This window comes from Thalassorhabdomicrobium marinisediminis (genome assembly GCF_003072065.1).
Classification (GTDB): domain Bacteria; phylum Pseudomonadota; class Alphaproteobacteria; order Rhodobacterales; family Rhodobacteraceae; genus Octadecabacter; species Octadecabacter marinisediminis.
In genome coordinates, this window is sequence record NZ_QCYG01000007.1 from 62,133 (window position 1) to 83,163 (window position 21,031).

General features: G+C 63.6%; 22 protein-coding genes and 1 tRNA gene. 9 read left to right on the top strand and 14 right to left on the bottom strand.

The window, feature by feature from the left end:
• Positions 1-7: 7 nt before the first annotated feature.
• A complete protein-coding gene (locus DC363_RS11650) occupies positions 8-595 on the top strand; it encodes a histidine phosphotransferase family protein (protein ID WP_241962990.1) in 588 nt (195 codons plus the stop codon).
• On the opposite strand, the gene DC363_RS11655 is transcribed toward DC363_RS11650, so the two are convergent.
• From DC363_RS11655 to DC363_RS11680, 7 genes are all read right to left on the bottom strand, one after another.
• Positions 592-1,842, bottom strand: coding sequence for a glutamate-5-semialdehyde dehydrogenase (locus DC363_RS11655; RefSeq protein WP_108641338.1), 1,251 nt, complete (start codon positions 1,840-1,842; stop codon positions 592-594). The two genes, DC363_RS11650 and DC363_RS11655, sit on opposite strands and share 4 nt — an antisense overlap.
• A complete protein-coding gene (gene proB / locus DC363_RS11660) occupies positions 1,842-2,945 on the bottom strand; it encodes a glutamate 5-kinase (RefSeq protein ID WP_108641339.1) in 1,104 nt (367 codons plus the stop codon). The genes DC363_RS11655 and proB overlap by 1 nt, the downstream gene beginning before the upstream one ends.
• Positions 2,933-3,967 (bottom strand): GTPase ObgE, encoded by a 1,035-nt coding sequence (gene obgE, locus DC363_RS11665; protein WP_108641340.1) that lies wholly within the window; start codon positions 3,965-3,967, stop codon positions 2,933-2,935. Before obgE ends, proB begins: the two co-directional genes overlap by 13 nt.
• 69 nt (positions 3,968-4,036) lie before the next feature.
• Positions 4,037-4,600, bottom strand: coding sequence for a GNAT family N-acetyltransferase (locus DC363_RS11670; protein WP_108641341.1), 564 nt, complete (start codon positions 4,598-4,600; stop codon positions 4,037-4,039).
• Positions 4,597-4,992: a hypothetical protein gene (locus DC363_RS16695; protein WP_146180782.1), complete on the bottom strand. Its 396-nt coding sequence runs from the start codon at positions 4,990-4,992 to the stop codon at positions 4,597-4,599. Before DC363_RS16695 ends, DC363_RS11670 begins: the two co-directional genes overlap by 4 nt.
• Before the next feature lie 112 nt (positions 4,993-5,104).
• Positions 5,105-5,374, bottom strand: a complete 270-nt coding sequence (gene rpmA, locus DC363_RS11675) for a 50S ribosomal protein L27 (RefSeq protein ID WP_108641342.1) — start codon at positions 5,372-5,374, stop codon at positions 5,105-5,107.
• An 11-nt stretch (positions 5,375-5,385) separates the two neighbouring features.
• Positions 5,386-6,129: a 50S ribosomal protein L21 gene (locus tag DC363_RS11680; protein ID WP_108641343.1), complete on the bottom strand. Its 744-nt coding sequence runs from the start codon at positions 6,127-6,129 to the stop codon at positions 5,386-5,388.
• 182 nt (positions 6,130-6,311) lie between these two features.
• On the opposite strand from DC363_RS11680, the gene DC363_RS11685 reads away from it, so the two are divergent.
• Positions 6,312-6,659 (top strand): hypothetical protein, encoded by a 348-nt coding sequence (locus DC363_RS11685; RefSeq protein ID WP_108641344.1) that lies wholly within the window; start codon positions 6,312-6,314, stop codon positions 6,657-6,659.
• On the opposite strand, the gene DC363_RS11690 is transcribed toward DC363_RS11685, so the two are convergent.
• A complete protein-coding gene (locus DC363_RS11690; RefSeq protein ID WP_108641345.1) occupies positions 6,656-7,477 on the bottom strand; it encodes a DUF2059 domain-containing protein in 822 nt (273 codons plus the stop codon). The two genes, DC363_RS11685 and DC363_RS11690, sit on opposite strands and share 4 nt — an antisense overlap.
• 146 nt (positions 7,478-7,623) lie before the next feature.
• Here DC363_RS11690 and DC363_RS11695 point away from each other — a divergent pair.
• From DC363_RS11695 to DC363_RS11715, 5 genes are all read left to right on the top strand, one after another.
• Positions 7,624-7,713 (top strand) — tRNA-Ser (locus DC363_RS11695).
• Between the two features lie 197 nt (positions 7,714-7,910).
• On the top strand, positions 7,911-8,942 hold the full coding sequence (locus DC363_RS11700) for an AI-2E family transporter (protein ID WP_108641346.1): 1,032 nt from the start codon (positions 7,911-7,913) through the stop codon (positions 8,940-8,942).
• 147 nt (positions 8,943-9,089) lie between these two features.
• Positions 9,090-9,350, top strand: coding sequence for a hypothetical protein (locus DC363_RS11705; protein WP_108641347.1), 261 nt, complete (start codon positions 9,090-9,092; stop codon positions 9,348-9,350).
• Positions 9,351-9,382: 32 nt separating this feature from the next.
• Positions 9,383-9,718: a peptidoglycan-binding domain-containing protein gene (locus DC363_RS11710; RefSeq protein ID WP_108641348.1), complete on the top strand. Its 336-nt coding sequence runs from the start codon at positions 9,383-9,385 to the stop codon at positions 9,716-9,718.
• A 154-nt stretch (positions 9,719-9,872) separates the two neighbouring features.
• Positions 9,873-12,176 carry an FdhF/YdeP family oxidoreductase gene (locus DC363_RS11715; RefSeq protein ID WP_108641349.1) on the top strand — a complete coding sequence of 768 codons (2,304 nt, stop codon included), beginning with the start codon at positions 9,873-9,875 and terminating at the stop codon, positions 12,174-12,176.
• 17 nt (positions 12,177-12,193) lie between these two features.
• On the opposite strand, the gene DC363_RS11720 is transcribed toward DC363_RS11715, so the two are convergent.
• From DC363_RS11720 to DC363_RS11725, 3 genes are all read right to left on the bottom strand, one after another.
• Entirely contained in the window at positions 12,194-12,586 is a 393-nt protein-coding gene (locus tag DC363_RS11720) for a group III truncated hemoglobin (RefSeq protein WP_338418932.1), read from the bottom strand.
• Positions 12,587-12,591: 5 nt separating this feature from the next.
• Positions 12,592-12,747 (bottom strand): hypothetical protein, encoded by a 156-nt coding sequence (locus DC363_RS16970; RefSeq protein WP_196778417.1) that lies wholly within the window; start codon positions 12,745-12,747, stop codon positions 12,592-12,594.
• 167 nt (positions 12,748-12,914) lie between these two features.
• A complete protein-coding gene (locus DC363_RS11725) occupies positions 12,915-14,024 on the bottom strand; it encodes a zinc-binding dehydrogenase (RefSeq protein ID WP_108641351.1) in 1,110 nt (369 codons plus the stop codon).
• 246 nt (positions 14,025-14,270) lie between these two features.
• On the opposite strand from DC363_RS11725, the gene DC363_RS11730 reads away from it, so the two are divergent.
• Positions 14,271-17,156, top strand: a complete 2,886-nt coding sequence (locus DC363_RS11730) for a hybrid sensor histidine kinase/response regulator (protein ID WP_108641352.1) — start codon at positions 14,271-14,273, stop codon at positions 17,154-17,156.
• Positions 17,157-17,209: 53 nt separating this feature from the next.
• On the opposite strand, the gene tmpB is transcribed toward DC363_RS11730, so the two are convergent.
• The gene (gene tmpB / locus DC363_RS11735) at positions 17,210-17,812 is read right to left on the bottom strand and encodes a (R)-1-hydroxy-2-trimethylaminoethylphosphonate oxygenase (RefSeq protein ID WP_108641353.1); all 603 of its coding nucleotides are present in this window, start codon (positions 17,810-17,812) and stop codon (positions 17,210-17,212) included.
• Positions 17,809-18,951: a 2-trimethylaminoethylphosphonate dioxygenase gene (gene tmpA, locus DC363_RS11740; protein ID WP_108641354.1), complete on the bottom strand. Its 1,143-nt coding sequence runs from the start codon at positions 18,949-18,951 to the stop codon at positions 17,809-17,811. The genes tmpB and tmpA overlap by 4 nt, the downstream gene beginning before the upstream one ends.
• Positions 18,952-19,047: 96 nt before the next feature.
• On the opposite strand from tmpA, the gene DC363_RS11745 reads away from it, so the two are divergent.
• The gene (locus DC363_RS11745; protein ID WP_108641355.1) at positions 19,048-19,902 is read left to right on the top strand and encodes a LysR family transcriptional regulator; all 855 of its coding nucleotides are present in this window, start codon (positions 19,048-19,050) and stop codon (positions 19,900-19,902) included.
• 4 nt (positions 19,903-19,906) lie between these two features.
• Here the strand turns inward: DC363_RS11745 and DC363_RS11750 are convergent, their stop codons facing one another.
• Positions 19,907-20,998, bottom strand: a complete 1,092-nt coding sequence (locus DC363_RS11750) for a M24 family metallopeptidase (protein ID WP_108641356.1) — start codon at positions 20,996-20,998, stop codon at positions 19,907-19,909.
• Positions 20,999-21,031 lie beyond the last annotated feature (33 nt).

Consider the following 21,031-nt stretch of genomic DNA (forward strand, 5'->3'; position numbering starts at 1 on the left):
GTCCCCCTTGACCAATCTGCACGCGCTTGTCGGCTCCCGCATCTGTCACGACCTCATTAACCCATTGGGCGCGATCGGCAACGGGATTGAGCTTCTTGGCCTGACCGGAGTGGGCGCCGGTCCGGAATTCCAACTGGTCGAGGACAGCGTCGCCAATGCGACCGCGAAGCTCAAGCTTTTGCGGCTGGCCTTCGGCGCGGCGTCGCGCGAACAGGTCTGCAGTCGCATTGAAATTCTTTCGATCCTTGATGCCGTCGCGCACGGCGGGCGGTTGCGCTATAGCTGGCACGTCTCGGGCGATGTGGCGCGGCTGGATGCCCGCGTGGCACTGCTGGCCGCGATGTGCGTGGAAAGTGCGCTGCCCATGGGCGGTGAGATCGACCTGCGCAAGAGCGGCGAGCATTGGGAGGTGCAGACGCAGAACGACCGGCTGACGCTGGACCCGAACCTTTGGGGGCCGCTGGGCCGCAACGCCTGCCCCGACGACCTCTCGGCGGCGCAGGTGCATTTCGGTCTGCTGGCGCCGATGGCCGAGGAAGCGGGCCGAAAGCCGCAGGTCAGCCACGGCGCGAATTGGGTCAAGATCGCCTTTTAGGGCCGCAACGTCCCGTCGCCCACCACCAGATACTTGAAACTGGTCAATTGCGCCGCCCCCACGGGGCCGCGTGCGTGCATCTTGCCGGTGGCAATGCCGATCTCCGCGCCCATCCCGAACTCGCCGCCGTCGGCGAATTGCGTGGACGCGTTCCGCATCAGGATCGCACTGTCCAGACGGGCAAAGAACGCAGCCGCCGCCGCGTCATCCTCGGTCACGATGCAATCGGTGTGGCTGGAGCCGTAGCGCTGGATATGCTCAATCGCTTCGTCAATGTTATCAACGATTTTTGCGGCGATCTTCATGTCGAGGTATTCCATCCCCCAATCGGCCTCGGTCGCCACGGCATCGCCTTTCAGCCCCTGCGCGTGGACCGTGACCCCCGCCGCGCGCAGGTCATCGACGATCTGCTGCCCGAGCGAAGCCGCATCGCGGTGCACCAGAAGGCATTCCGCCGCGCCGCAGATCCCCGGGCGTCGCGTCTTGGCGTTCAACACGACCGCGCGGGCCTTGTCGGGATCGGCCGCCTTGTCGATATAGATATGCACGATGCCTTCGAGATGGGCGAACACTGGCACCCGTGCCTCGCGCTGGACAAGGCCGACCAGCCCCTTGCCGCCGCGGGGCACGATCACGTCAATCGTCTCGGTCATGGTCAACATTTCGCGCACGGCGGCGCGGTCACGGGTCGGCACCAGTTGCACGGCCTCCTCCGGCAGACCGGCGGTGCGCAACCCTTCTTGCAGGGCCACGTGGATCGCACGGGAGCTGTGGAAGCTTTCCGAGCCGCCGCGCAAAATCACCGCATTGCCGGCCTTAAGACACAGGGCCCCTGCATCCGCCGTCACGTTCGGGCGGCTTTCGTAGATCACGCCGATGACCCCCAGCGGCGTGCGCACGCGGCGGATGTTCAGCCCGCTGGGCCGGTCCCAATCCTCAAGCACTTCGCCGACAGGATCAGCTTGCGCCGCCACCGCGCGCAAACCCTCCACCATCGAACCGATGCGCGCCTCGTCCAGCATCAGCCGGTCGAGCATCGCCGGGCTCAATCCTTTTTCACGCCCAAAGGCCATGTCCTTGCCGTTGGCCGTGATGATGTCCTCCCGCGCGGCCCAGACGGCGTCGGCCGCAGCCTCAAGCGCGGCGGTCTTGGTCTCGGCCGGGACCGTGGCCAGCACGCGGGCGGCCGCTTTGGCGCGGGCGCCGATTTCGGCCATCAGGGCATGAATGTCGTCACGGTCAGTCATCAAATCACCATATCGTCGCGATGGATAAACACGCTGCGCCCTTCATAGCCCAGAACCGCGGCTATGTCCTGACTGCGCAACCCCTTGATTTGCTGGGCTTCGGCGCTGGAATACCGCGCCAGTCCAAGGCCCAGTGACGCCCCGTCCGGCCCTAGAATCGCCACCGGATCACCGCGCCCATAGGCGCCTTCGATGGCGGAAATGCCGATGGGCAGCAGCGACTTGCCGCCGCGCAGGGCCTCAACCGCGCCCGCATCCACAACCACACGCGCCTGCGGCTTCATCGCCGCGATCCAGCGTTTGCGCGCGGCTTTCGGGTTCGTCTGTGCGGTGAACCAAGTGGCCCTCGCGCCATTCTCCAGCGCGTTCAAAGGGTTGAGCGGTGTTCCTAAGGTAATTGCCATGGCGCAACCGGCCTCGGTCGCGAGTTTCGCCGCGATCAATTTGGTCTTCATCCCGCCCTTCGACAGGCCCGAGGCGGCATCCCCCGCCTGCCCCTCAATCTCGGGCGTGATTTCATCAACAACATCATAGTGTTGCGCGTCGGGGTTTATGTTGGGGTTGGCGGTGTAAAGCCCGTCCACGTCGGACAGCAGAACAAGGCAATCGGCCCCCGTGGTCACCGCCACCTGCGCGGCCAGCCGGTCGTTGTCGCCGTAGCGAATTTCGTCCGTGGCGACGGTATCGTTCTCGTTCACGATGGGGGTCACGCCGAGCCCGAGAAGCGTCTCCATCGTCGCGCGGCTGTTGAGGTAGCGTTTGCGGTTTTCGGAATCCTCAAGGGTGACAAGCACTTGCGCGGTGTTGATGCCATGGGGGGCGAGTGCTTCTTCATAGGCGCGAGCAAGGCGGATCTGCCCCACGGCGGCGGCGGCCTGCGATTGCTCGAGCGCCAACACCCCGGTGCCCAGCCCCAGAACCCGCCGCCCGAGGGCGATCGACCCCGAGGACACAAGAATCACGTCCTTGCCCTGTCCCCGCAGCCGCGCTACATCGGCCGCGAGGGCTTGCAACCAGTCGCTCCGCAGCCCCGTGGCCTGATCGACCAACAGGGCCGATCCGATCTTGACGACCAGCCGGCGCGCGTCGATCAGGGTTGCCAAGGGGCCTGCTCCTCGGGGGTTTTCTGGCGTAGCTTGTCCTCGGCGATCTCGGATTTCAGCGCGCGCAAGACCTCAACCGTGCCTTCGCCCGTGGCACCGGACATCATCATCACATCGACGCCCGTGGCCTCTTTGATCTCGCCCGCGATGAACTGGCGTTCTTCCGCGTCCAGCGTGTCGATCTTGTTGAGCACGGTGACGCGCGGCTTGTCGGCCAGTTGCGCGCCATAGGCCTCGATTTCCTCGATGATCGTGCGGTAATCGCCGACCGGATCGCCCGAGGTCCCGTCGATGAGGTGCAGCAGCACTGACGTGCGCTCCACATGGCCCAAAAACAGATCGCCCAGCCCCTTGCCGTCGCTGGCGCCTTCGATCAATCCGGGAATGTCAGCGACCACGAATTCCGAGCCATCGACCCCAACGACCCCAAGGTTCGGCACAAGTGTGGTGAAGGGATAGTCCGCGATCTTGGGCCGCGCGTTGGAAGTCGCGGCCAGAAAGGTGGATTTGCCCGCGTTGGGCAGGCCCAGAAGCCCCGCATCGGCGATCAGCTTGAGGCGCAGCCAGATCGTCCGCTCGACCCCGTCCTGACCGGGGTTGGCGCGGCGCGGGGCCTGATTGGTGGCGGATTTGAAGTGCAGGTTGCCCCAGCCGCCGTTGCCGCCGCGCGCCAACACGACGCGCTGGCCGGTCTCGCTCATGTCGACCAGAACGGTTTCCTGATCCTCGTCCAGAATCTCCGTGCCCGTGGGCACCTTGAGTACGATATCGTCCCCGTCGGCCCCCGTGCGCTGCTGGCCCTTGCCCGCCTCACCGTTCTTGGCAAAGAAGTGCTGCTGATAGCGGAAGTCAATCAGGGTATTGAGGTTGTCCACCGCCTCAACGATCACATCGCCGCCCTTGCCGCCGTCACCACCGTTCGGCCCGCCGTATTCGATGTATTTCTCACGCCGGAACGAGATGCAGCCCCCGCCGCCGCTGCCGGAACGGATATAGACTTTGCACAGGTCGAGGAATTTCATCGGAACGGCTTTCTATGGTTTGCAATTGGCGATACGCGAAAGCGGGCCGCGCCTCAACCTTGCAGCGCGTTAAACCTGTGCCATCTTGCGCGCATAGGTCCATGTGGGCACCACCGCCCCGCGCGACACGCTGAAGGTTTCCGCATCGCCCAAATAGGCAAAGCCCGCGTTGGTCAGCACCCGGGCCGAGTTCGGGTTGTCCTGAAACACTTCGGCATAGACATCGCTGGCCCCTTGCGGATTGGCGGCGAGGATTGCGTCGACCGCTTCGGTGGCGATCCCGGTGTTCCAGAACGCCGGCGCCACCCAGTAGCGGATTTCCGATTGGTTGCGGTCCAGCCGCTGCATCTTGATCACCCCCATGACCTCGGCGTGGCCCTTGCCGGAACCGTCGATGGCCCAGTAATCCTCGGTCCGGTTCGGGGCCCGGGCCCGGTGGATCATGTTGTCCACGTACTCCGGCGGCAGGGGATGCGGGATCACCCGGGTCGCGGAGGCCACGCGCAGGTCCCCCAGATACCGCTCAAGCAGGCCAAGGTCGGAACGCTCAAGCGGACGCAGGGTGAAACGTTCGGTGGCAATGACGGCCTGCGCCTCGGGGATCTCCTGAGGAAGGGCTTCTTGCACACTCATAACGTGTCTCCTGCGGCGGTGGCTTCGGGGGCATGGGCGGCGATTGGACCCGTCCATATTTTATTGAGGTAATCATCGAATGGGCGTCCGACAAGGCGGCGCGCGCGGTTTTGACGGCGGGCGGCTGAAAATCGGTGCGCCGAAATATCGTGCATCGCCAGCAAGATAGCACAGAACGGTCGCGCGGCGTCGCGGGGTGCTACGACATGATAAAAGTTATCAACCAGACAAACCCGCTGCGGCAGCGCACGCGTGTCGAGACGGCGCAATAACAACCGTGGGTCGCATGAGGTCAGGCCAGCGCGCGCCGAACGTCGGCGGCCCCGCAAGACGCGTTGAGGGATGCGAATTGTTGCTGAACCGCACAGGCGGTCCAATGTGTTGTCAGACATACGACCCTCCCCGATCGAATGGTGAACACGGTGCGCGCCCGACGGCGCGTCACATATGGAAAAAGGGGCCGGTTTGCACCGACCCCTTTCAATCTTGAATTTTAGGTTTCGGTTATTCCGCGGCTTCCGCGTCCGGCATGACGGAAATGAAGGTGCGCCCTTTGAACCCTTTGCGGAAGGACACGGCCCCTTCGACGGTTGCAAAGATCGTGTGATCCTTGCCTTCGCCGACGCCTTCACCGGGCCACCACTTGTTGCCGCGCTGACGCGCGATGATGTTGCCGGGGATGACGGACTCGCCGCCGAATTTCTTGATGCCAAGGCGGCGACCGGCTGAGTCGCGACCGTTACGGGATGAACCGCCTGCTTTTTTGTGTGCCATTTGGTCTCTCCTTAACCTTTAGCCAGTTCTTTGGCCTGCTCGACCCAGCCTTCACGCTCGATCCGGCCCTTGAACGACAGTTTCTCGTCCATAGCAGCAACGTCCTCGGGGGTCCATGCTGCGATCTGGGCGAAGCTGGTGACGCCGCCCTCGATGAGTTTCTTCTCCAGAGCCGGGCCAACGCCGCTCAGCTTCTTGAGATCGTCGGTCGCCTCGGATGCGGCGGCCTTGTCGGCCTTGGACACCTTGGCTTTCGCTTCAGCCTTGGGGGCTGCGCTTTCGTCCTTGGTCTTGACCGCGGCCTTCTTGGTGGCTTTCTTCGGCTGCGATGCACGCTCAGCGGCGGCAGCGGCCTTTTTCGAGGTCGGCGCGCCCTTGCCGGCATCCGCCTGAGCGGCCGAGACGAAGCCCGCACCGGCCAGCGCGGCTTTTACGCCGGATTTGCCTGCGCCGGACTCGAGAATGTCGGTGATCCGCACGAGGGTGAGCTGCTGACGGTGGCCCTTGGTCCGCTTGGACGAATGCTTCCGGCGGCGCTTGACGAAGTTGATCGTCTTCTCGCCCTTGATCTGGTCGATGACTTCCGCCTGAACGCCGGCATCTTCCACCAGCGGCAGACCCACGGTGTTGCCGACCATCAGAACGTCGTTGAATTGAACTGTTTCGCCAGCTTCCGCAGCGATCTTTTCGACACGCAGCACGTCGCCAGAAGCGACTCGGTACTGCTTGCCACCGGTTTTGAGAACCGCAAACATATCGTTTTCCTTTTCAATCGCGTCTCTGGGGTCCCTTGTTTTCAAGGCGTTCATCGCTTTCGCGACCCGTGGACAGCGCGCCCCCTCGGGCGAGTTTTCGCTTGTGTCCGAACAGATGACTTGCTCGGATGGCGGCTTATCTGACCAATTGGCGGGCAAGTCAACCCAAAGTCAGGACCCTCATGCGTCTATTTCCCGTCCTCTTCCTTATGACCGTCGCGGCCTGTTCCGAAGGCGGCGATCTGCGCAACCCGCTCGCCCTGCCCGCCCGCGCGCTGGGTCAGATGTTCGGCGATGGCCCCAGTGCGCGGACCCGCGGTCAGCTTGAGGTTTTCGTCAAGACCAATCACCCGGCCCTGATCACCGACATCCGGCGCGGCGGCGGCGACACCCTCAACACAGCCTTCGATCTGGCCCGGGTGCCCGTCCCCGCCCGCGCGGCGCATACCTTGCAACTGCAATCGAACCTCGCGCTTTATAACGCAAACCTCGACGCGCTCACCGCGGCAATTCTGGTGGCCAGCGCCTAAAGCTCCTGTGTGGACATTTCCGAAGCCGCCGCCCGTCCCAGTGCGTGGCTGATGCCGGTGAACAGCCGGTCAAAACTGTCGAACATGGCGCGGTTGACATGGCCGCCGGCCTCGGTCTGGGAAAAGGCGATATAGGCGTCCAGATCCGCATCCTCGAGCGGTTGATACGCCATGAACAGGAAGGAATGGATCCATTCGCTGGTGCTGGCGCGCACCTCGGCTTCCTGGCTCCACACATCGTCAAGGATCTGGTCCTCGCTCAGCACGCCGTCAAAGGCGTTGCCATCCAGCAGCCCGGCATAGAACGCCAGATTGGAGTTGAGCGCGCTGGCCACGTTCAGCTCAACCAGATTGTTGATCTCGACAAAGGTTTCAACCTGCTCGAACCGCGGATCCCCGTCAGCAGCGGCGATGGCGGCGGCCTCTTCGCTGGCCTCCTCGACCGCTTGATCGAGCAGGGCCCGCCGCGCCGTCACCTCAAGCTCGACGATGTTCTGCCCCTGCTCCGAATCGAAAAAGTCGAGGATGGGGGCAAGGTCGACCCCGTCGAGCGACGCCTCGAAATCCTCCTGCACAATGCCCATCATCACGTCGTAGTCGTAGATCTGCTGCACGACCATGTTCCACTCGGCCGAGGGCGGCCCGGATGTGAGGTCGGCACCGATCGTCTCACCGTAGCTGATGCCCTCTTGGCGCATGATGTCGATGACCTCGGGCAGGTGCAAAAGCTCGAACAACGCCTCGCTCTGGCTTTGCTGGGCGGTGGCGGGCATGGCGACGACGGCGGCAACCGCGAGCGGCGCAAAGCGCATGAACATGAAACGAAACCTTTCTTCTGCTTTGCCTTTCAATATGCAGTCCTGCCCCGATTTCCAAGGGCCGCACCCCGGCCCGCACGCAATTGTCAGGAAACCCCTTGCACCCCCCGCCGCAGCGGATTATCAGGCCGCACGATCCTTGGTGCGGAGAGGTGCCGGAGTGGTCGAACGGGGCGGTCTCGAAAACCGTTGTGGGTGCAAGCCCACCCAGGGTTCGAATCCCTGTCTCTCCGCCACTATCCCCATACATTCCGATACGAGCTGTCCTTCCCCGTCCGCGCTTGATCTCCCTTGCGCCAAGCTATGGACGTTTCGCGGCTCAAACCCTCTGTTGCCAAGCACCTTGAGGCAGCGTCGAATCTGCCTCATGTTGACCGTCTCGGTGGTCATACATAGGCCCTCGCCAAACGGCATCGATAAGAACGGAGAGCGAATGCGGAACGCGACTTACGGCACTGCGCTGACCCTCATGATCGGGTGGATTTTGTGGATCGGCAAGCCGGTGCTGCTGCCCATCCTCGCGGCCGTGATTTCCGTCTATGTCCTTTTGACCGCAGCGACGAGCATGCAGAAAGTGCCCGTTCTGGGCAGCCTTCCGGACTGGGCGCGGCGCGCGTTGATTTTGGCCTTGTTCACCTTCGTCGTGATCTTGCTGTTCCTTCTGGTCATCAACAATCTCGCGCAGGTGGCCGCCGCGCTTCCCCGGTATCAATCCAACCTTGAGTTGTTGATCACGCGCAACGCCAGCATTCTGGGCATCGAGGACGAGCCCACATGGGAAAACGTGCGGCGAGAAACGCTGGATCAGGTGAATTTCCGATCTTGGGTCGCGCCGGCGCTGCTGTCCTTGCGCGGCTTCGGGGCCACGCTGTTCCTTGTGGTGCTCTATGCCAGCTTCTTGATCGCGGAACGGGGCGCCATGGCGCGCAAGGTGGTGATGGCCATGGGCGATGAAGAGGCCGGAGCCCGTGCCATATCGCTGGTCTCGCGCATCAACGAACGGATCGGGCAGTATCTTTTCGTGAAGACCGTCGTGAACGTGATCCTGGGCGGGATTTCCTTTGCGATCATGCTGCTGCTGGGGATCGAATTTGCCCTGTTCTGGGCCGTCCTGATCGCCTTCCTCAACTACATCCCCTACATCGGATCGCTTGTCGGCGTGCTGTTTCCGGTCCTGCTCAGCCTTGCGCAGTTCGGCTCACTCGGCATGGCGACGGTGGTGCTCGTCTCGCTGACAACAGCGCAGGTTTTCGTCGCGGCCTATCTTGAGCCACGGATGATGGGCCGGGCGTTCAATCTCAGCCCCTTTGTCGTACTGCTGGCGCTGGCGTTCTGGAGCACCCTTTGGGGGCTGGCCGGCGCGCTTCTGGCGGTTCCGCTGACCGCGAGCCTTGTGCTTTTGCTGGCCGAGATCCAGACCATGCGCCCGATTGCCGTTTTGCTCTCCGCCAACGGAAACGTTTAGCGCTTCGCACAATTATCAAAAGAAAATTAACAACTGTCCGTAAGGGCCGCTGATCCCCTGCCGCAAAACTGCCGAATTGGCTCCCTAATTTCATCCAAATTGGCCACGAAGACCGGCACAACGAAAACAACCCGGAGGAGAAATGCTATGTCCGACCCCACAACCACAACCATTATCATCGCCAAACCTGAAAAGAGCGTCGTTGCCGCGTTTCTGCTGACCTTTTTCTTCGGCCCCCTCGGGCTGCTTTATGCCACGGTCGGTGGCGGGATCTTCCTGATTATCGTCGCGATTATCCTCGCGATTTTTACGCTTGGCTTCGGGGCGCTGATCACCTGGCCAATCGCGATGATCTGGGGCGTGGCGGCGGCATTGGCTTCAAAACAGAACCGCACCGTAACTGCCTGACGCCAACGCATTGCAATACTTAAGAGAATATCATGATCAACCGTAGAAACATCCTTATCTCGGCCCCCGCCGCCCTGCTTTGCGCCCATGCCGCCACCGCGCAGTCCGCTGGCGTGACAGTCGAGGAGGTGCGCGCCGTGTTCGAGCAACGCGACCGCGGCACCCGCATGATGGCGCAGCGGGGGCTGCAGGGGGAAGGGTATTACACCGGGCCGATCGACGGTGCCTGGGGTCCGGGCACGGCCGAGGCCTACCGCAAGCTCATTGCATCGCCGCGCTATCAACGGCACGCCTCTGGCTGGACATGGTCGCGTGAGGCGCAGGTGATCGACACTTTGCTATTCCTCAATTCCGACGCTTTCCTTTAGAACGCCCGAAAGAAAATTTACTGGTATTCCGATCCCATTTCACGGGGTCGGAATACGCGCGGCCATCCACGGCAGGCAGCCGATCCGCGCCCCCCCACCGGAACCATCACCCGCCCTTGCGGGTTGGGCCATATGGGCTGCAGGGGGGCATGTCATGACCGGCGATACAGCGGCGAACAAACATCGCACAACGCAACAGGACGAACAGGTGCCGACCTATGACCACCCCGCCGGCGGCTGGGGGTCGGTCCAGAGCGTGGCGCGGATGTTCGGTACCACCGGCCCCTCCCCGGTGGCGCTTAAGATGTTGGCCAAGCTCAACAAGCCCCGCGGCGTCATGTGCTCCTCTTGCGCCTGGGCGAAACCGGCCAAACCCCACCGGTTCGAGTTCTGCGAGAACGGCGCCAAGGCCACCCTGTGGGAGCTTGATCCCGCCCGTGCGGATGCGTCGTTTTTCGAAGCCCACACCCTGAGTGAGTTGCGAAGTTGGCACGACCAAGACCTTGAGTCCTCGGGCCGCCTGACCACCCCGCTGCGCTACGACGCGCAAAGCGACCGCTATCGTTCCGTCAGCTGGGACGAGGCTTTCACCGCCATCGGGCGCGAATTGACCGCGCTGCCGCCCAAACAATCGGTTTTCTACGCTTCGGGCCACGCGGGGCTTGAGGCCTCCTACCTCTATGCGCTGTTTGCGCGCGCGCTGGGGCATCAGAACCTGCCGCAGTCGTCGAACATGTGCCATGAAACCACGAGCGTTAATCTCGCAACCTCAATCGGCACCCCCGTGGGCACCTGCACGCTTGAGGACTTCGACCATTGCGACGCGATTTTCTTTTTCGGGCAGAACACGGGCAGCAATTCGCCGCGCTTCCTGCACACGCTGAAAGACGCCGTGGACCGCGGTTGCCGCATCGTGACGTTCAACCCCGTGCGCGAACGCGGGCTGATCGAATTCGTCGATCCGCAGGATCCTAAACAGATGACCATCGGGCGCAGCACCGAAATTTCCGAGAAGTACTATCAGGTGCGGCCGGGCGGCGATGTGGCGGTGCTTACCGGGCTGATCAAATGCGTGCTGGACACCGACGCCAAGGCCCCCGGGACGGTGATCGACTTCGACTTCATCAACGACGAGACCGACGGCTATGACGCCATGCTCGAGGCGGTGCAGGCCGCAACGTGGGACGAAATCGAAGCGCATTCCGGCTTGTCGCGCGCGCTGATCGAGGAGGCGGCGCAGATCTACATCTCCGCCGACAAGGCGATTGCAATCTACGGCATGGGGCTGACGCAACATGTGAACGGCTGGCTCAATCTGGGCATGCTGTGCAACCTGTTGTTCCTGCGCGGCAATATCGGCAAGCTGGGCACCGGCATCTCTCCGGTGCGGGGGCACTCCAACGTGCAGGGCCAGCGCACGGTCGGGGTGGGCGAGAAGACCAAACACATGCCCTCGGACAAGCTGCGCGCACTGTTCGACATCGACCCCCCGCAAGAAGACGGGATGAACATCGTCCACGCGGGCGAAGCGATGCTTGACGGCCGCGTCAAGGCCATGATCTCGCTGGGGGGGAACCTTCTGCGGGCGATGCCGGACCGCGAACGGATGGAACAGGTCTGGCGCAAGCTGAACCTGACCGTGAACATCGCCACGAAACTCAACCGGACACATCTGTTCCCCGGGCGCGAGGGGTATCTGTTGCCCTGTCTGGGGCGCACGGATCGCGACATTCAGGCCAGCGGACCGCAGGCGGTGACGATGGAAGATTCGCTCTCGCATATCTATGGCTCGATCGGTGAAGCCGACCCGCCCGGCGAAGACGTGATGTCCGAGACCGCCATCGTCTGCGCCATGGCCGAGGCGAGCCCGCCGGACAACCCCAAGTTGTGCTGGCGCGACTGGGCCGGCAATTACGACCTAATCCGCGATCTGATCGAAGCGACCTTTCCGGACGACTTCAGGGATTTCAACGAACGCATGTTCCAGCCGGGCGGCTTTGATCGGGGCAACGCGGCCCGCGACCGCGATTGGCAGACCGACAGCGGCCGGGCGCAGTTCACCACGCCTACGACGCTTTCTGCACTGGGCGAGGTGCCGTCGGAGCCCACGACCCTCACCCTTATCACCCTGCGGTCCAACGATCAGTTCAACACCACGATCTACGGTTTTTCCGACCGCCTGCGCGGGCTGAGCGGCGACCGCAAGATCGTTTTAATGAACCGGGACGAGATCGCGCGGCTGGGCCTGTCCGAGGGCCAGAAGGTCAGCCTTGCTAGCACCATCGACGATGGCACCAAACGGCAGGTGGACGGGCTGACCCTGACCGCCTTTGATCTGCCCGCGGGCTGCGTCGCGGGCTATTATCCCGAACTGAACCCGCTGGTGCCCCTTGCCCTGCACGAGAAGAATTCGCAAACGCCAGCCTACAAGGGCGCACCGGTCCGGGTGATCGCCTGACCGCACGCGGGCCCGTGCTAGGTCAGCACCGGCACCCCGTCCGGCGTCGCGCGCCGTTCCAGCCCATAGCGCAGGGCGCGGCCGATGTTGTGCGCGATGGCGGACCAGACCTGCGCCAAGTCGGACGGCAGCACCGCAAAGAGCGTCTCGTCAAAGACCGACAGCCAGACCTCGAAATGTTCCGGCCGCACGTTGCCCGCCGCGCGGTGAACCTGCATTGGATTGCCGTCGTAGATCCGTTCGCGCAACAAAGCATTGCGCCAGAAACGGACGATCTTTTCTTCGTGGGCGGGCCAATCGACGATATGTGCCGCGAAAATGGGGCCAAGTTCCTCATGCGCGCGCACAGAGGCATAGAAGCGAGAGACCACCTGCGCGATCTGCGCCTCGCTCACCGGAAGACGGGCCAAGGGGGTCAAACCGCGATCACCCAGACAAGGGTCAGGCTGATGACCAGATAGATGAGTGTGTTCACCATCCAGCGGATCAACGCGCCCTCCCCTTCGGGGTTCACGCCATAGTGCTCGCACACTTTGGTTCCGGGAAAGAGCAGAGCCTCTGAGAAGGTCATGGGATGTCCGATCAATGGAGTTGTCCTGAGCTGCACTTAATCATTCGTAATGCGTATTGCAAATACTTATTCGATCCCACGCGACATCCCGCCCCCCTACCCGCGGCGATGCGGCTCAAAGGCGGCGGGGGTCATCGGCCCGCCAAGACACGGGCCGATGGCGTCCGTTAGCCCCAGGGGGTCACAAGGTATTTCTCGCCGGTTTTCATCTGCCGGTAATCGGTCACCGCCTCTTTCGTGAGCATCTCTTCCAGCGTCACGCGGGACTTGTAGTGGCTGGCGAAGGTGGTGGTGAGGTTGTCGAGCACGCGCTTGCGCATCCGGTCCACGACCTCTTGCCCCGCCGATTGCATGAACGGGAACACCAGCCAGCCCGAAAGCGTCCAGCCGAAGCCGTAGCTGGGCGTCAGCACTGTGGGGCTGCTGTCCAACCGGCCATAGATGAACATCTGCTTGTGCTGGTTCGAGCCATAGCGGGAATATTCGGTCATGCCGCGCGCGGCCACAGCCTCCATCGCGCGGAACACCGTGTCCACGGTCTTGCCGCCGCCGATGGGATCGAAGCCATAGAAAGCGCCGGTGTCGGCGATCGCGTCTTGCAGGCGCTGTTCGAAATCGTCGGACGCCGAATTGACCACATGGCTGGCGCCAAGGTCCTTGAGCACCTGAACCTGGTCGTCCTTGCGCACGATGTTGACCAGCCCGATGCCGTCCTCGTTGCAGATCCGGGTCAGCATCTGGCCCAGATTGGACGCGCCCACGGTGTGGACCAGCGCCTGCTGGCCGTCACGTCGGGCGGTTTCCACAAAACCCAGGGCGGTCATCGGGTTGACGAAGGCGCTCGCCCCCGCTTCGGCGCTGTGATCCCCAAGGGGCAGGCACAGGGTCGCATCGGCGATGGCATACTGGCTGAAGGCGTGGCCCGGCACGCAGGACACCCGCTGCCCGATCAACGCCTGCGCCTCCTCGGCCTCACCGGCGGCGACAACGGTGCCCGCGCCCTCATTCCCGGCAGGCAGTTTCAGCCCGTGGCGCGCCTTGTTGCCGGTGTTGAACGGCTCCGGCATCCGGGCCACGAACTTGCCGGGCGAATATTCGGCCGTATCCATCTCGGCCGCGCCCACCAGAATGGCCAGATCCGACGGGTTGATCGGCGCGGCCTCCATTTTCACAAGGACCTGTTTGCCCTTGGGGTCGGGAAACGTCACGTCTTCGATGGCGACGGTCAGGGTGCCGTCCGCGGCGAGGGTCGTGAACAATTGCTTGCCGGTTGTCATGGGGGATCTCCTTGCTGAGGGGCGGCCTGTGACCCGCGGTCCGGCACGCCCCTTTCGGGTTGCGTTGCGCCATGAGATAGCGCGCCCCAGCCGGATTGTTAACGCCCCCCGGGAAAGAGAGTGCGCGCCCGCGCGCCTTCCCGGATTGCCCGCGAACATGCCCTTGAAATCCCCGTTGAAAGTCTCCATCAAATTCATACGACGACGCGCGCCACGCGAACTTCGCGGTAATTTCGGAGTCTCTCCATGCAGATCGACCTGGACGCACTTTTCGGGCAATCGCCACTGGCCTACGTTTTGCTGGATCCTGACCTGCGCATGGTCTGGGCCAATGAGGCGTATCTGTCCACGACCGGCCGCCGCCGCGATGAGGTGATCGGCAAACTTCTGCACGATGTCTTTCCCGCGCCCGAGGATTCCCAGCCCGACCAGATGCTGCGCCGGTCGTTCCGCAAAGTTCTGGACACCGGCAAAGTGGACCATCTGCCGGTGATCCCCTATCCCATCCGGTCCGAAGACGGCACCTTCCAGGACCGGATCTGGAGCGCGACACACACGCCCATTCTGGGGGAAGACGGCGGTGTCGACTACATCTTGCAGAACACGGTGGATGTGACCGACTTCTACGACGGCGGCGCGGCCCCCGAGCAAAGCGAAAGCCTCGCGCGGACCGCAGCCCTTGTCCACCGGGCCGAAGCGGTGGCCAACGAGAATCTGGCGCTTGGCAAGATGACCGAATTCTTTCAGGCCGCCTTTGACCACGCCCCCAGCTTCATGGCGATCCTGCACGGGCCCGATCACGTCTTTCAGGTGGTGAACGAGGCTTATACCGACCTTGTGGGCGACCGTCCGCTCATTGGCCTGTCCGTGGCCGAAGCCCTGCCCGAGGTTCAGGGACAGGGGTTTTTGGAACTGCTCGATCAGGTCTACCGCGAAGGGGAGCCGGTCTCGATCAGGGGGATGCCCGCGCGGGTCGAGCCGCACCCCGGTGCGGAGCCCGAAGAGCATTACATCGACTTCATTTTCTATCCGCTGACCGATGCGACCGGTAAGATCCACGGGATTTTCGTGCAAGGCCACGACATCACCGCCCAGAAAACCGCCGAGGCCGAGCTGAGCGCGCGGCGCGAGAAGTTCCGCATCATGGCGCAAACCATGCCCAACCACGTCTGGACCGCCGACACCAACGGCGGGCTGGATTGGCTCAACGACCGGATCTACGAATTTACCGGCCTGAAAGAGGGGGACCTCTACGGCTCGGACTGGGTCCGCGTCGTCCACCCTGACGATCTTCCCGACGCCGCCGCCCTGTGGGAGAATGCGATGGAAGAAGGCCGCGCCTATGAGACGGAGTTTCGCATTCGCAAGGCCGACGGCAGCTATCGCTGGCACATCGTGCGCGCCTCGCCCTTGCGCACCGCCGATGGCACGCTCACCGGCTGGGTCGGCACCAACACCGATATCGAGGAACGCAAGACCATCGAGGCCGAGGTCGCCAATCTCAACGCCTCGCTGGAAGCGCGGGTCGCACAGCGCAATCAAGAGCTTGAGGTGCTCAACGCCGCCTTGCGCCAAAGCCAGAAGCTTGAGGCGATTGGCGGGCTCGCGGGTGGAATTGCCCACGATTTCAACAACCTGTTGCAGGTTCTGACCGGCAATATCCAAAGCGCCCTGCGGGATTCACAAGTGCCCGCCGTCCGCGCGCGGCTGGAACAGGCGATGGGCGCGGTGGAACGCGGGGCGATGCTCGCCTCGCAACTGCTGTCATTCGCGCGCAAGCAACCGCTGGCGCCCGTGGTGCTGAACCTCACCCGGCTTGTGGACGACATGGCCGAGATGCTGCACAGCGCCATCGGCGAAGGGGTCGAGGTAGAGATCCACAAGGCCGAGGATCTCTGGCGCACCAGCATCGATCCCAATAGCATGGAAAACGCGTTGCTCAACCTTGCGATCAACGCCCGCGATGCGATGGACGGTCAGGGCAAGCTGACGATCGCGCTGGAAAACCGCACGCTGGATGAGGCTTTCGCCAAGACCCAACCCGGTGCCACCCCCGGCGATTACGTCTGTCTGACCGTCAGCGACACCGGCTGCGGCATCCCGCGCGAAACCATCGACCGCATCTTCGATCCGTTCTTCACCACCAAAGAGGACGGGCACGGCACCGGTTTGGGCTTGTCCATGGTTTACGGCTTCGCCAAGCAGTCGGGCGGGCATATCACCATCGACAGCACCGTGGGCGCGGGCACCACCATGACACTCTATCTGCCCCGTTCGGACCAGCCCGAGGAGGAGGCGCAGGCGCGCAATGCGGTGGCCCTCCGGGGCGGCACCGAAACCATCCTGCTGGTCGAGGATGACGCCGCCGTGCGCGAGGTCGGGGTCAATATGCTGTCCGATCTGGGCTATACTGTTCTGCAGGCCGATGGCGCGGCGAGCGCGCTGGACATCCTCAGAGGCAAGACAAAGATCGACCTTCTGTTCACCGATGTGGTCATGCCCGGGGTGGCCAACGGGCAAGAGTTGGCCGAACAGGCGCGCAAGCTGCGTCCCGACCTGCGGGTTCTGTTCACCTCGGGCTTCGTGCAGGACGCCATCGTGCATGAAGGCCGTCTGGACGCCGGGGTCGAGTTGATCGGCAAGCCCTACACCCGCGAACAACTGGCCCCGAAGATCCGCCAGATTCTCGGGTCCGAGGGGGTGCCTCTTGCGGGTCCGACGAACAACGACACCGCGGCAGAACCGGCAACACCGCCGACCCCGAAGCCGGACAGCCCCGCCGCCGGTCGCGTGATCCTGCTGTGCGAGGATGACGCGCTGATCCGCATGGACATGGCTGACGAGTTGCGCGATGCCGGCCATGAAGTGATCGAGGTGGGCACCGGCAAGGCCGCGCTTGAAGAACTTGCCCGTGCAGAGGTGGACCTGTTCATCACCGATCTGGGGTTGCCCGATTATTCCGGCGAAGACCTCGCCCATGAGGTGCGCAAGCAAAAGCCACAGCTTCCGGTGATCTTCGCCACCGGCGACGCCCATGTTGCAGCGGCTGAGACCATGGACCGCTGCAAAGTGCTGACCAAACCCTTCCGGAGTGATGTGCTCAAACAGGCGGTCGAGGCGTTAACGACCTAGGCGGCGCCCCGCATCCGGGGCACCGCCGTTGTCTGTATCGTGTGCGCAAACGCCTAGGCTGACGCGCGCTGCGCTTCCATGTGCCGATCCACCATGCGCTGCACCATCGGCGCGAAATGCCAGTAATCCGGCGTCACCATGTCCGGCCGCTTGCCCGCGTCGTCGAGATAGCGCACCGCAATGATCTGCTCGAAGTTGGGCAGGGCCTCGAAGGCGGCGACCTCGCCTTCGTCCATCGGCCCCCCTTGCAGGTTGAGCGAATGCACCGAGGCTTCGGACAATCGGCGGAAATACTCGGGGCGGGTCGCGCAAAGATAGCGTTTCGCGGCCACGTGATAGCGCACGCAGTCGGTGATCACGCTGGGAAAGAACCGCTCCAGCACCTCGGCGCCCGCATCCTCGTGATGGCGATCCTCGGTGTCGGTCATCGCAAAGGTGCCGAACTCGCTGGTGAAATGGCCGATGTCGTGCAACAGCGCGCCGACGATGATCTCTTCGGGCTGGTCGTTCTGCTCGGCGATGGTCGCGCCCTGCAGCATGTGCTGGCCCATGTTCACCGGCTCGCCCAGATACTCCTCGTCGCCGCGACGGTCGAAGATCGAGCCGATGAAGTCCACGATGGTCGCGGGGGTCAGGCTGTCGATATCGGGCTTCATTCCGCCGCCTCCGGCATCTCGCGGCGCAGCGCGTCATGGGTCGAGCGCAGCCCGTCCATATCCGCGTAACAGCCCTGCAGCCAACGGGTGCCGCTGCCCGAATAGCCCTTGCGCGCGTGCAGCACGCGGGTGTTGTCCACCACGAACGCCTCACCGGGGTTCAGCCGGAAGGTGACCTCCATCGCCTCGTCGTCGATGATCTCGCCCAACCGGCGATAGGCCGCATAATAGGTCGCCATCTTGTCGAAGGGCACATCCGTCACCGCGGCGAGCGAGCGGTTGTTGAAGCGCACGCCGATCAGCTCCCCGTCGGGGGCAAGTTCGATCATCGGCCGGCGCGACGTCAGGCAGACCCCCGCTTCGCCTGCATATTCAAACCGCGCGCAATGATCGGCGAGCACGTCGAAATAGGCCGGATTCTCCTTGCGCAAGCGGCGCGCGGCGGCGAAGCCGTCAACCACCATGTTCTCGCCCCCGGCAGCAGAGCTTTCCAGACAATAGAGCACCTGCACCGTCGGCACCGGATCGCGGTAGGGGTTGTCCGTATGCGCCTGCAAGCCCAGCCCGGTGAAGGCAAGGTTCGTGGGGTTCACCTCGGTGCGGACCTCGAACAGGCGGCCGTAGTTCGTCTCGCGTACGTGGCCGAACAGGTCGACGATCTTGAACAGCGCACCCTCTTCCACGGGGCCGTTCACGACCTTGCCAAAGCCGTAGCGCGTCACCTGCCCCAGCCAGTCCTGCAACGCCGCGTTCTCTTGCGACAGGGCCGCGAAGTCGCCCGTGGGGACGCGGTCCATCAGCCCTGAATCCCAAGGCTCGATCTCTGGCCCCACCCAGCCGCGTGGCTGGCTGTGATCGCGGTCATAGGCGTGCGCGTCAAGCCAGGCCAGATCAAAGGCCACCGTCTTGTCTTCGGGCACGAAGGTCACAGAGAGCGTGTTGCCCGAGACATCGGCGTGCGCGATCCGGGTGTCTGCCGGAATGTCGCGCAGGGCGATCAGACGCTGGTTGTTGCCCGGCGCGCGGGTCTCGGGGTCGCTGGCGTTATCGCGCAGCCAGATGGCGTGGAAACGCCGGGTGCCTTGGGCCGTGGTCAAAGCAAGCGAGCTGCCGAAGTCCTCAACAGTCACATCTGTCATGATAAAAATCCTTCCGTGTTGAAGTCTGCTGACAGCATCGCAGCCGTGATCTATTAGTCAAATTAGCAATATTCGCACTGAGGGTGCTTTTTATTTATGAATGAAGCCGGTTTCAAAACCCCGCCCCTTGAATGGATCCGCGCCTTTGAGGCCGCGGCCCGCTGTGGCAGTTTCACCGCCGCCGCCGCTGAAACGGGGCTGACGCAATCGGCGATCAGCCAGCGGATCGGGCATCTGGAAAAGCATCTGCGCACGCCGCTGTTCTTTCGCCGCGCGCGCACCATCGAACTCACCGTCGCCGGTGAGGCTTGGCTGCCCCATGTGCAAAGCGCCCTGACCACCCTGCGCGACGCCTCCGAGGCGCTGTTCGGGGCGGAGCGCGGGCAGATGACGATCTCGGCCAGCCAGTCGATCATCGATCTGTGGCTGCAACCGCGTCTGGCCGCGCTGGGGGAGGTCGCCAACGGGCAGTTGATCCTGCAATCCATGGTGCTCGGCGCGCTCGATGCGCCCGACGACGCGGTGATCCGCATCCGCTACGGCACCGGCGACTGGCCCCACGAGCACAAGCTGCGGCTGTTTTCGGAAAAGATCGCACCTCTGGCCGCGCCTGAATTGGCTGCACAGGGCGGGAATTGGACAAGCTGGCCGCGCATCGCCTGTTCGGGCTCGCGCCCCGGCTGGAACGCCTGGGCCACCCGGTTCGGCATTCCTACGACGCCGGTGCCGCATTTGCGGTTCGACACCTTCCTGCCCGCGCTTCAGGCGGCGCGGGCAGGCATGGGGGTCATTCTCGCCTCGCTGCCCTTGTGCGAAGCGGACCTCGCGGCGGGGCGGCTGGTCCGGCTGAGCGACGATGTGCTCGCGCACCACGAGAGCTACTGGGTGCTGGCCGGATCGCAGGCCCTTGCGCGCAGCCAGTGGGACCGGCTGGCACGCGTGTTGTCGTGACGCGTTACGGCTTCATCACCAAGGTGCGCGGCAGGCCCGACAGGATCTCGGGGCCATCCTCGCGCAGGATCACGATATCCTCCAACCGGACGCCGAACTTGTCCTCAAGATAGATCCCCGGCTCGATGGAATAGACATTGCCCACGCGCATCTGCGTTGTCGCACTGGCGCTGATGTAGGGCGGCTCGTGGATGTCCACACCCAACCCGTGGCCCGTGCGATGCAGGAACCGCTCGCCATAGCCTGCCTTCTCGATCGTGCTACGGGCCGCGCGGTCGATCTCGGAGGCGACGACGCCCGGGCGCGACACCTCCAGCGCAGCCTGCACCGCGTCCTCGACGATGCCCGCGACCTTGAGGAACTCGTCCGACGGGGTGTCGCCGAACCAGCCGCAGCGGGTCATGTCCGAGGGCGCGCCGTTCAGACGGCAGCCGGTGTCGATCAATACGGCCATGTTCTTTTCCAGCTTGGTGTCGCCGGTGTGGTGATGCGGGAAGGCGCCATTGCCGCCAAAGCCCACGATGGTGAACTCGGCCTGCGCGCCGTTGGCCTTGTAATGGGCATGGATCGCGGCCTGCACGTCCCGTTCCGTCACCCCTTCGGCAAGGGCTGCGAACCCGGCCATGGCGGCTTCGTCGTTCAGCCGTGCACTGGCGCGCAGGGCCTCGTATTCCGCATCGTCCTTGAGCTGGCGCAGCAGGCCCACGCTGTCAGCGGCGAAGCTGCGCTTGGGCGCGTCCATCGCGTCGAGCAGAAGCAGCGCGAAATCGGCGCGCATCGCCTCATCCACGGCGACGGATCGGCCCGCACCGCTTACGTTGCACTTGCCCAGAAGCTCGGCCAGCGCCGCGTCGGGGCCCAGATCGTCGGCCCAGGTGTGGAACGGCAAATCAGTGGATTTGCGCGCGGCGTCGGCGTTCAGGGCGGGCATCAGGAAGCCGGCATAGTCCTGCGACACCAGCAGCATCACCGGGCGCTCGTCGCCATGGGGGTTCACACCTGTCAGCCAGTCCATGTGGCTGGTCGGGCCCAGGGCCACCAGATCGGTGCCGATCTCGGCCATGCGGGTGCGGAGTTTCGAAAGTCTGTCGGTCATGGAAATATCCAATCTGTTGAGGGTTCAAAACAA

What these genes read in the sequence shown, in the direction of transcription:
- DC363_RS11655 (WP_108641338.1), bottom strand. Translation starts at nt 1,842, where the DNA reads ATGACTGACCGTGACGACATTCATGCCCTGATGGCCGAAATCGGCGCC.
- obgE (WP_108641340.1), bottom strand. Translation starts at nt 3,967, where the DNA reads ATGAAATTCCTCGACCTGTGCAAAGTCTATATCCGTTCCGGCAGCGGC.
- DC363_RS11670 (WP_108641341.1), bottom strand. Translation starts at nt 4,600, where the DNA reads ATGAGTGTGCAAGAAGCCCTTCCTCAGGAGATCCCCGAGGCGCAGGCC.
- DC363_RS16695 (WP_146180782.1), bottom strand. Translation starts at nt 4,992, where the DNA reads ATGTCTGACAACACATTGGACCGCCTGTGCGGTTCAGCAACAATTCGC.
- rpmA (WP_108641342.1), bottom strand. Translation starts at nt 5,374, where the DNA reads ATGGCACACAAAAAAGCAGGCGGTTCATCCCGTAACGGTCGCGACTCA.
- DC363_RS11680 (WP_108641343.1), bottom strand. Translation starts at nt 6,129, where the DNA reads ATGTTTGCGGTTCTCAAAACCGGTGGCAAGCAGTACCGAGTCGCTTCT.
- DC363_RS11685 (WP_108641344.1), top strand. Translation starts at nt 6,312, where the DNA reads ATGCGTCTATTTCCCGTCCTCTTCCTTATGACCGTCGCGGCCTGTTCC.
- DC363_RS11690 (WP_108641345.1), bottom strand. Translation starts at nt 7,477, where the DNA reads ATGTTCATGCGCTTTGCGCCGCTCGCGGTTGCCGCCGTCGTCGCCATG.
- DC363_RS11700 (WP_108641346.1), top strand. Translation starts at nt 7,911, where the DNA reads ATGCGGAACGCGACTTACGGCACTGCGCTGACCCTCATGATCGGGTGG.
- DC363_RS11705 (WP_108641347.1), top strand. Translation starts at nt 9,090, where the DNA reads ATGTCCGACCCCACAACCACAACCATTATCATCGCCAAACCTGAAAAG.
- DC363_RS11710 (WP_108641348.1), top strand. Translation starts at nt 9,383, where the DNA reads ATGATCAACCGTAGAAACATCCTTATCTCGGCCCCCGCCGCCCTGCTT.
- DC363_RS11715 (WP_108641349.1), top strand. Translation starts at nt 9,873, where the DNA reads ATGACCGGCGATACAGCGGCGAACAAACATCGCACAACGCAACAGGAC.
- DC363_RS16970 (WP_196778417.1), bottom strand. Translation starts at nt 12,747, where the DNA reads ATGACCTTCTCAGAGGCTCTGCTCTTTCCCGGAACCAAAGTGTGCGAG.
- DC363_RS11725 (WP_108641351.1), bottom strand. Translation starts at nt 14,024, where the DNA reads ATGACAACCGGCAAGCAATTGTTCACGACCCTCGCCGCGGACGGCACC.
- DC363_RS11730 (WP_108641352.1), top strand. Translation starts at nt 14,271, where the DNA reads ATGCAGATCGACCTGGACGCACTTTTCGGGCAATCGCCACTGGCCTAC.
- tmpB (WP_108641353.1), bottom strand. Translation starts at nt 17,812, where the DNA reads ATGAAGCCCGATATCGACAGCCTGACCCCCGCGACCATCGTGGACTTC.
- tmpA (WP_108641354.1), bottom strand. Translation starts at nt 18,951, where the DNA reads ATGACAGATGTGACTGTTGAGGACTTCGGCAGCTCGCTTGCTTTGACC.
- DC363_RS11745 (WP_108641355.1), top strand. Translation starts at nt 19,048, where the DNA reads ATGAATGAAGCCGGTTTCAAAACCCCGCCCCTTGAATGGATCCGCGCC.
- DC363_RS11750 (WP_108641356.1), bottom strand. Translation starts at nt 20,998, where the DNA reads ATGACCGACAGACTTTCGAAACTCCGCACCCGCATGGCCGAGATCGGC.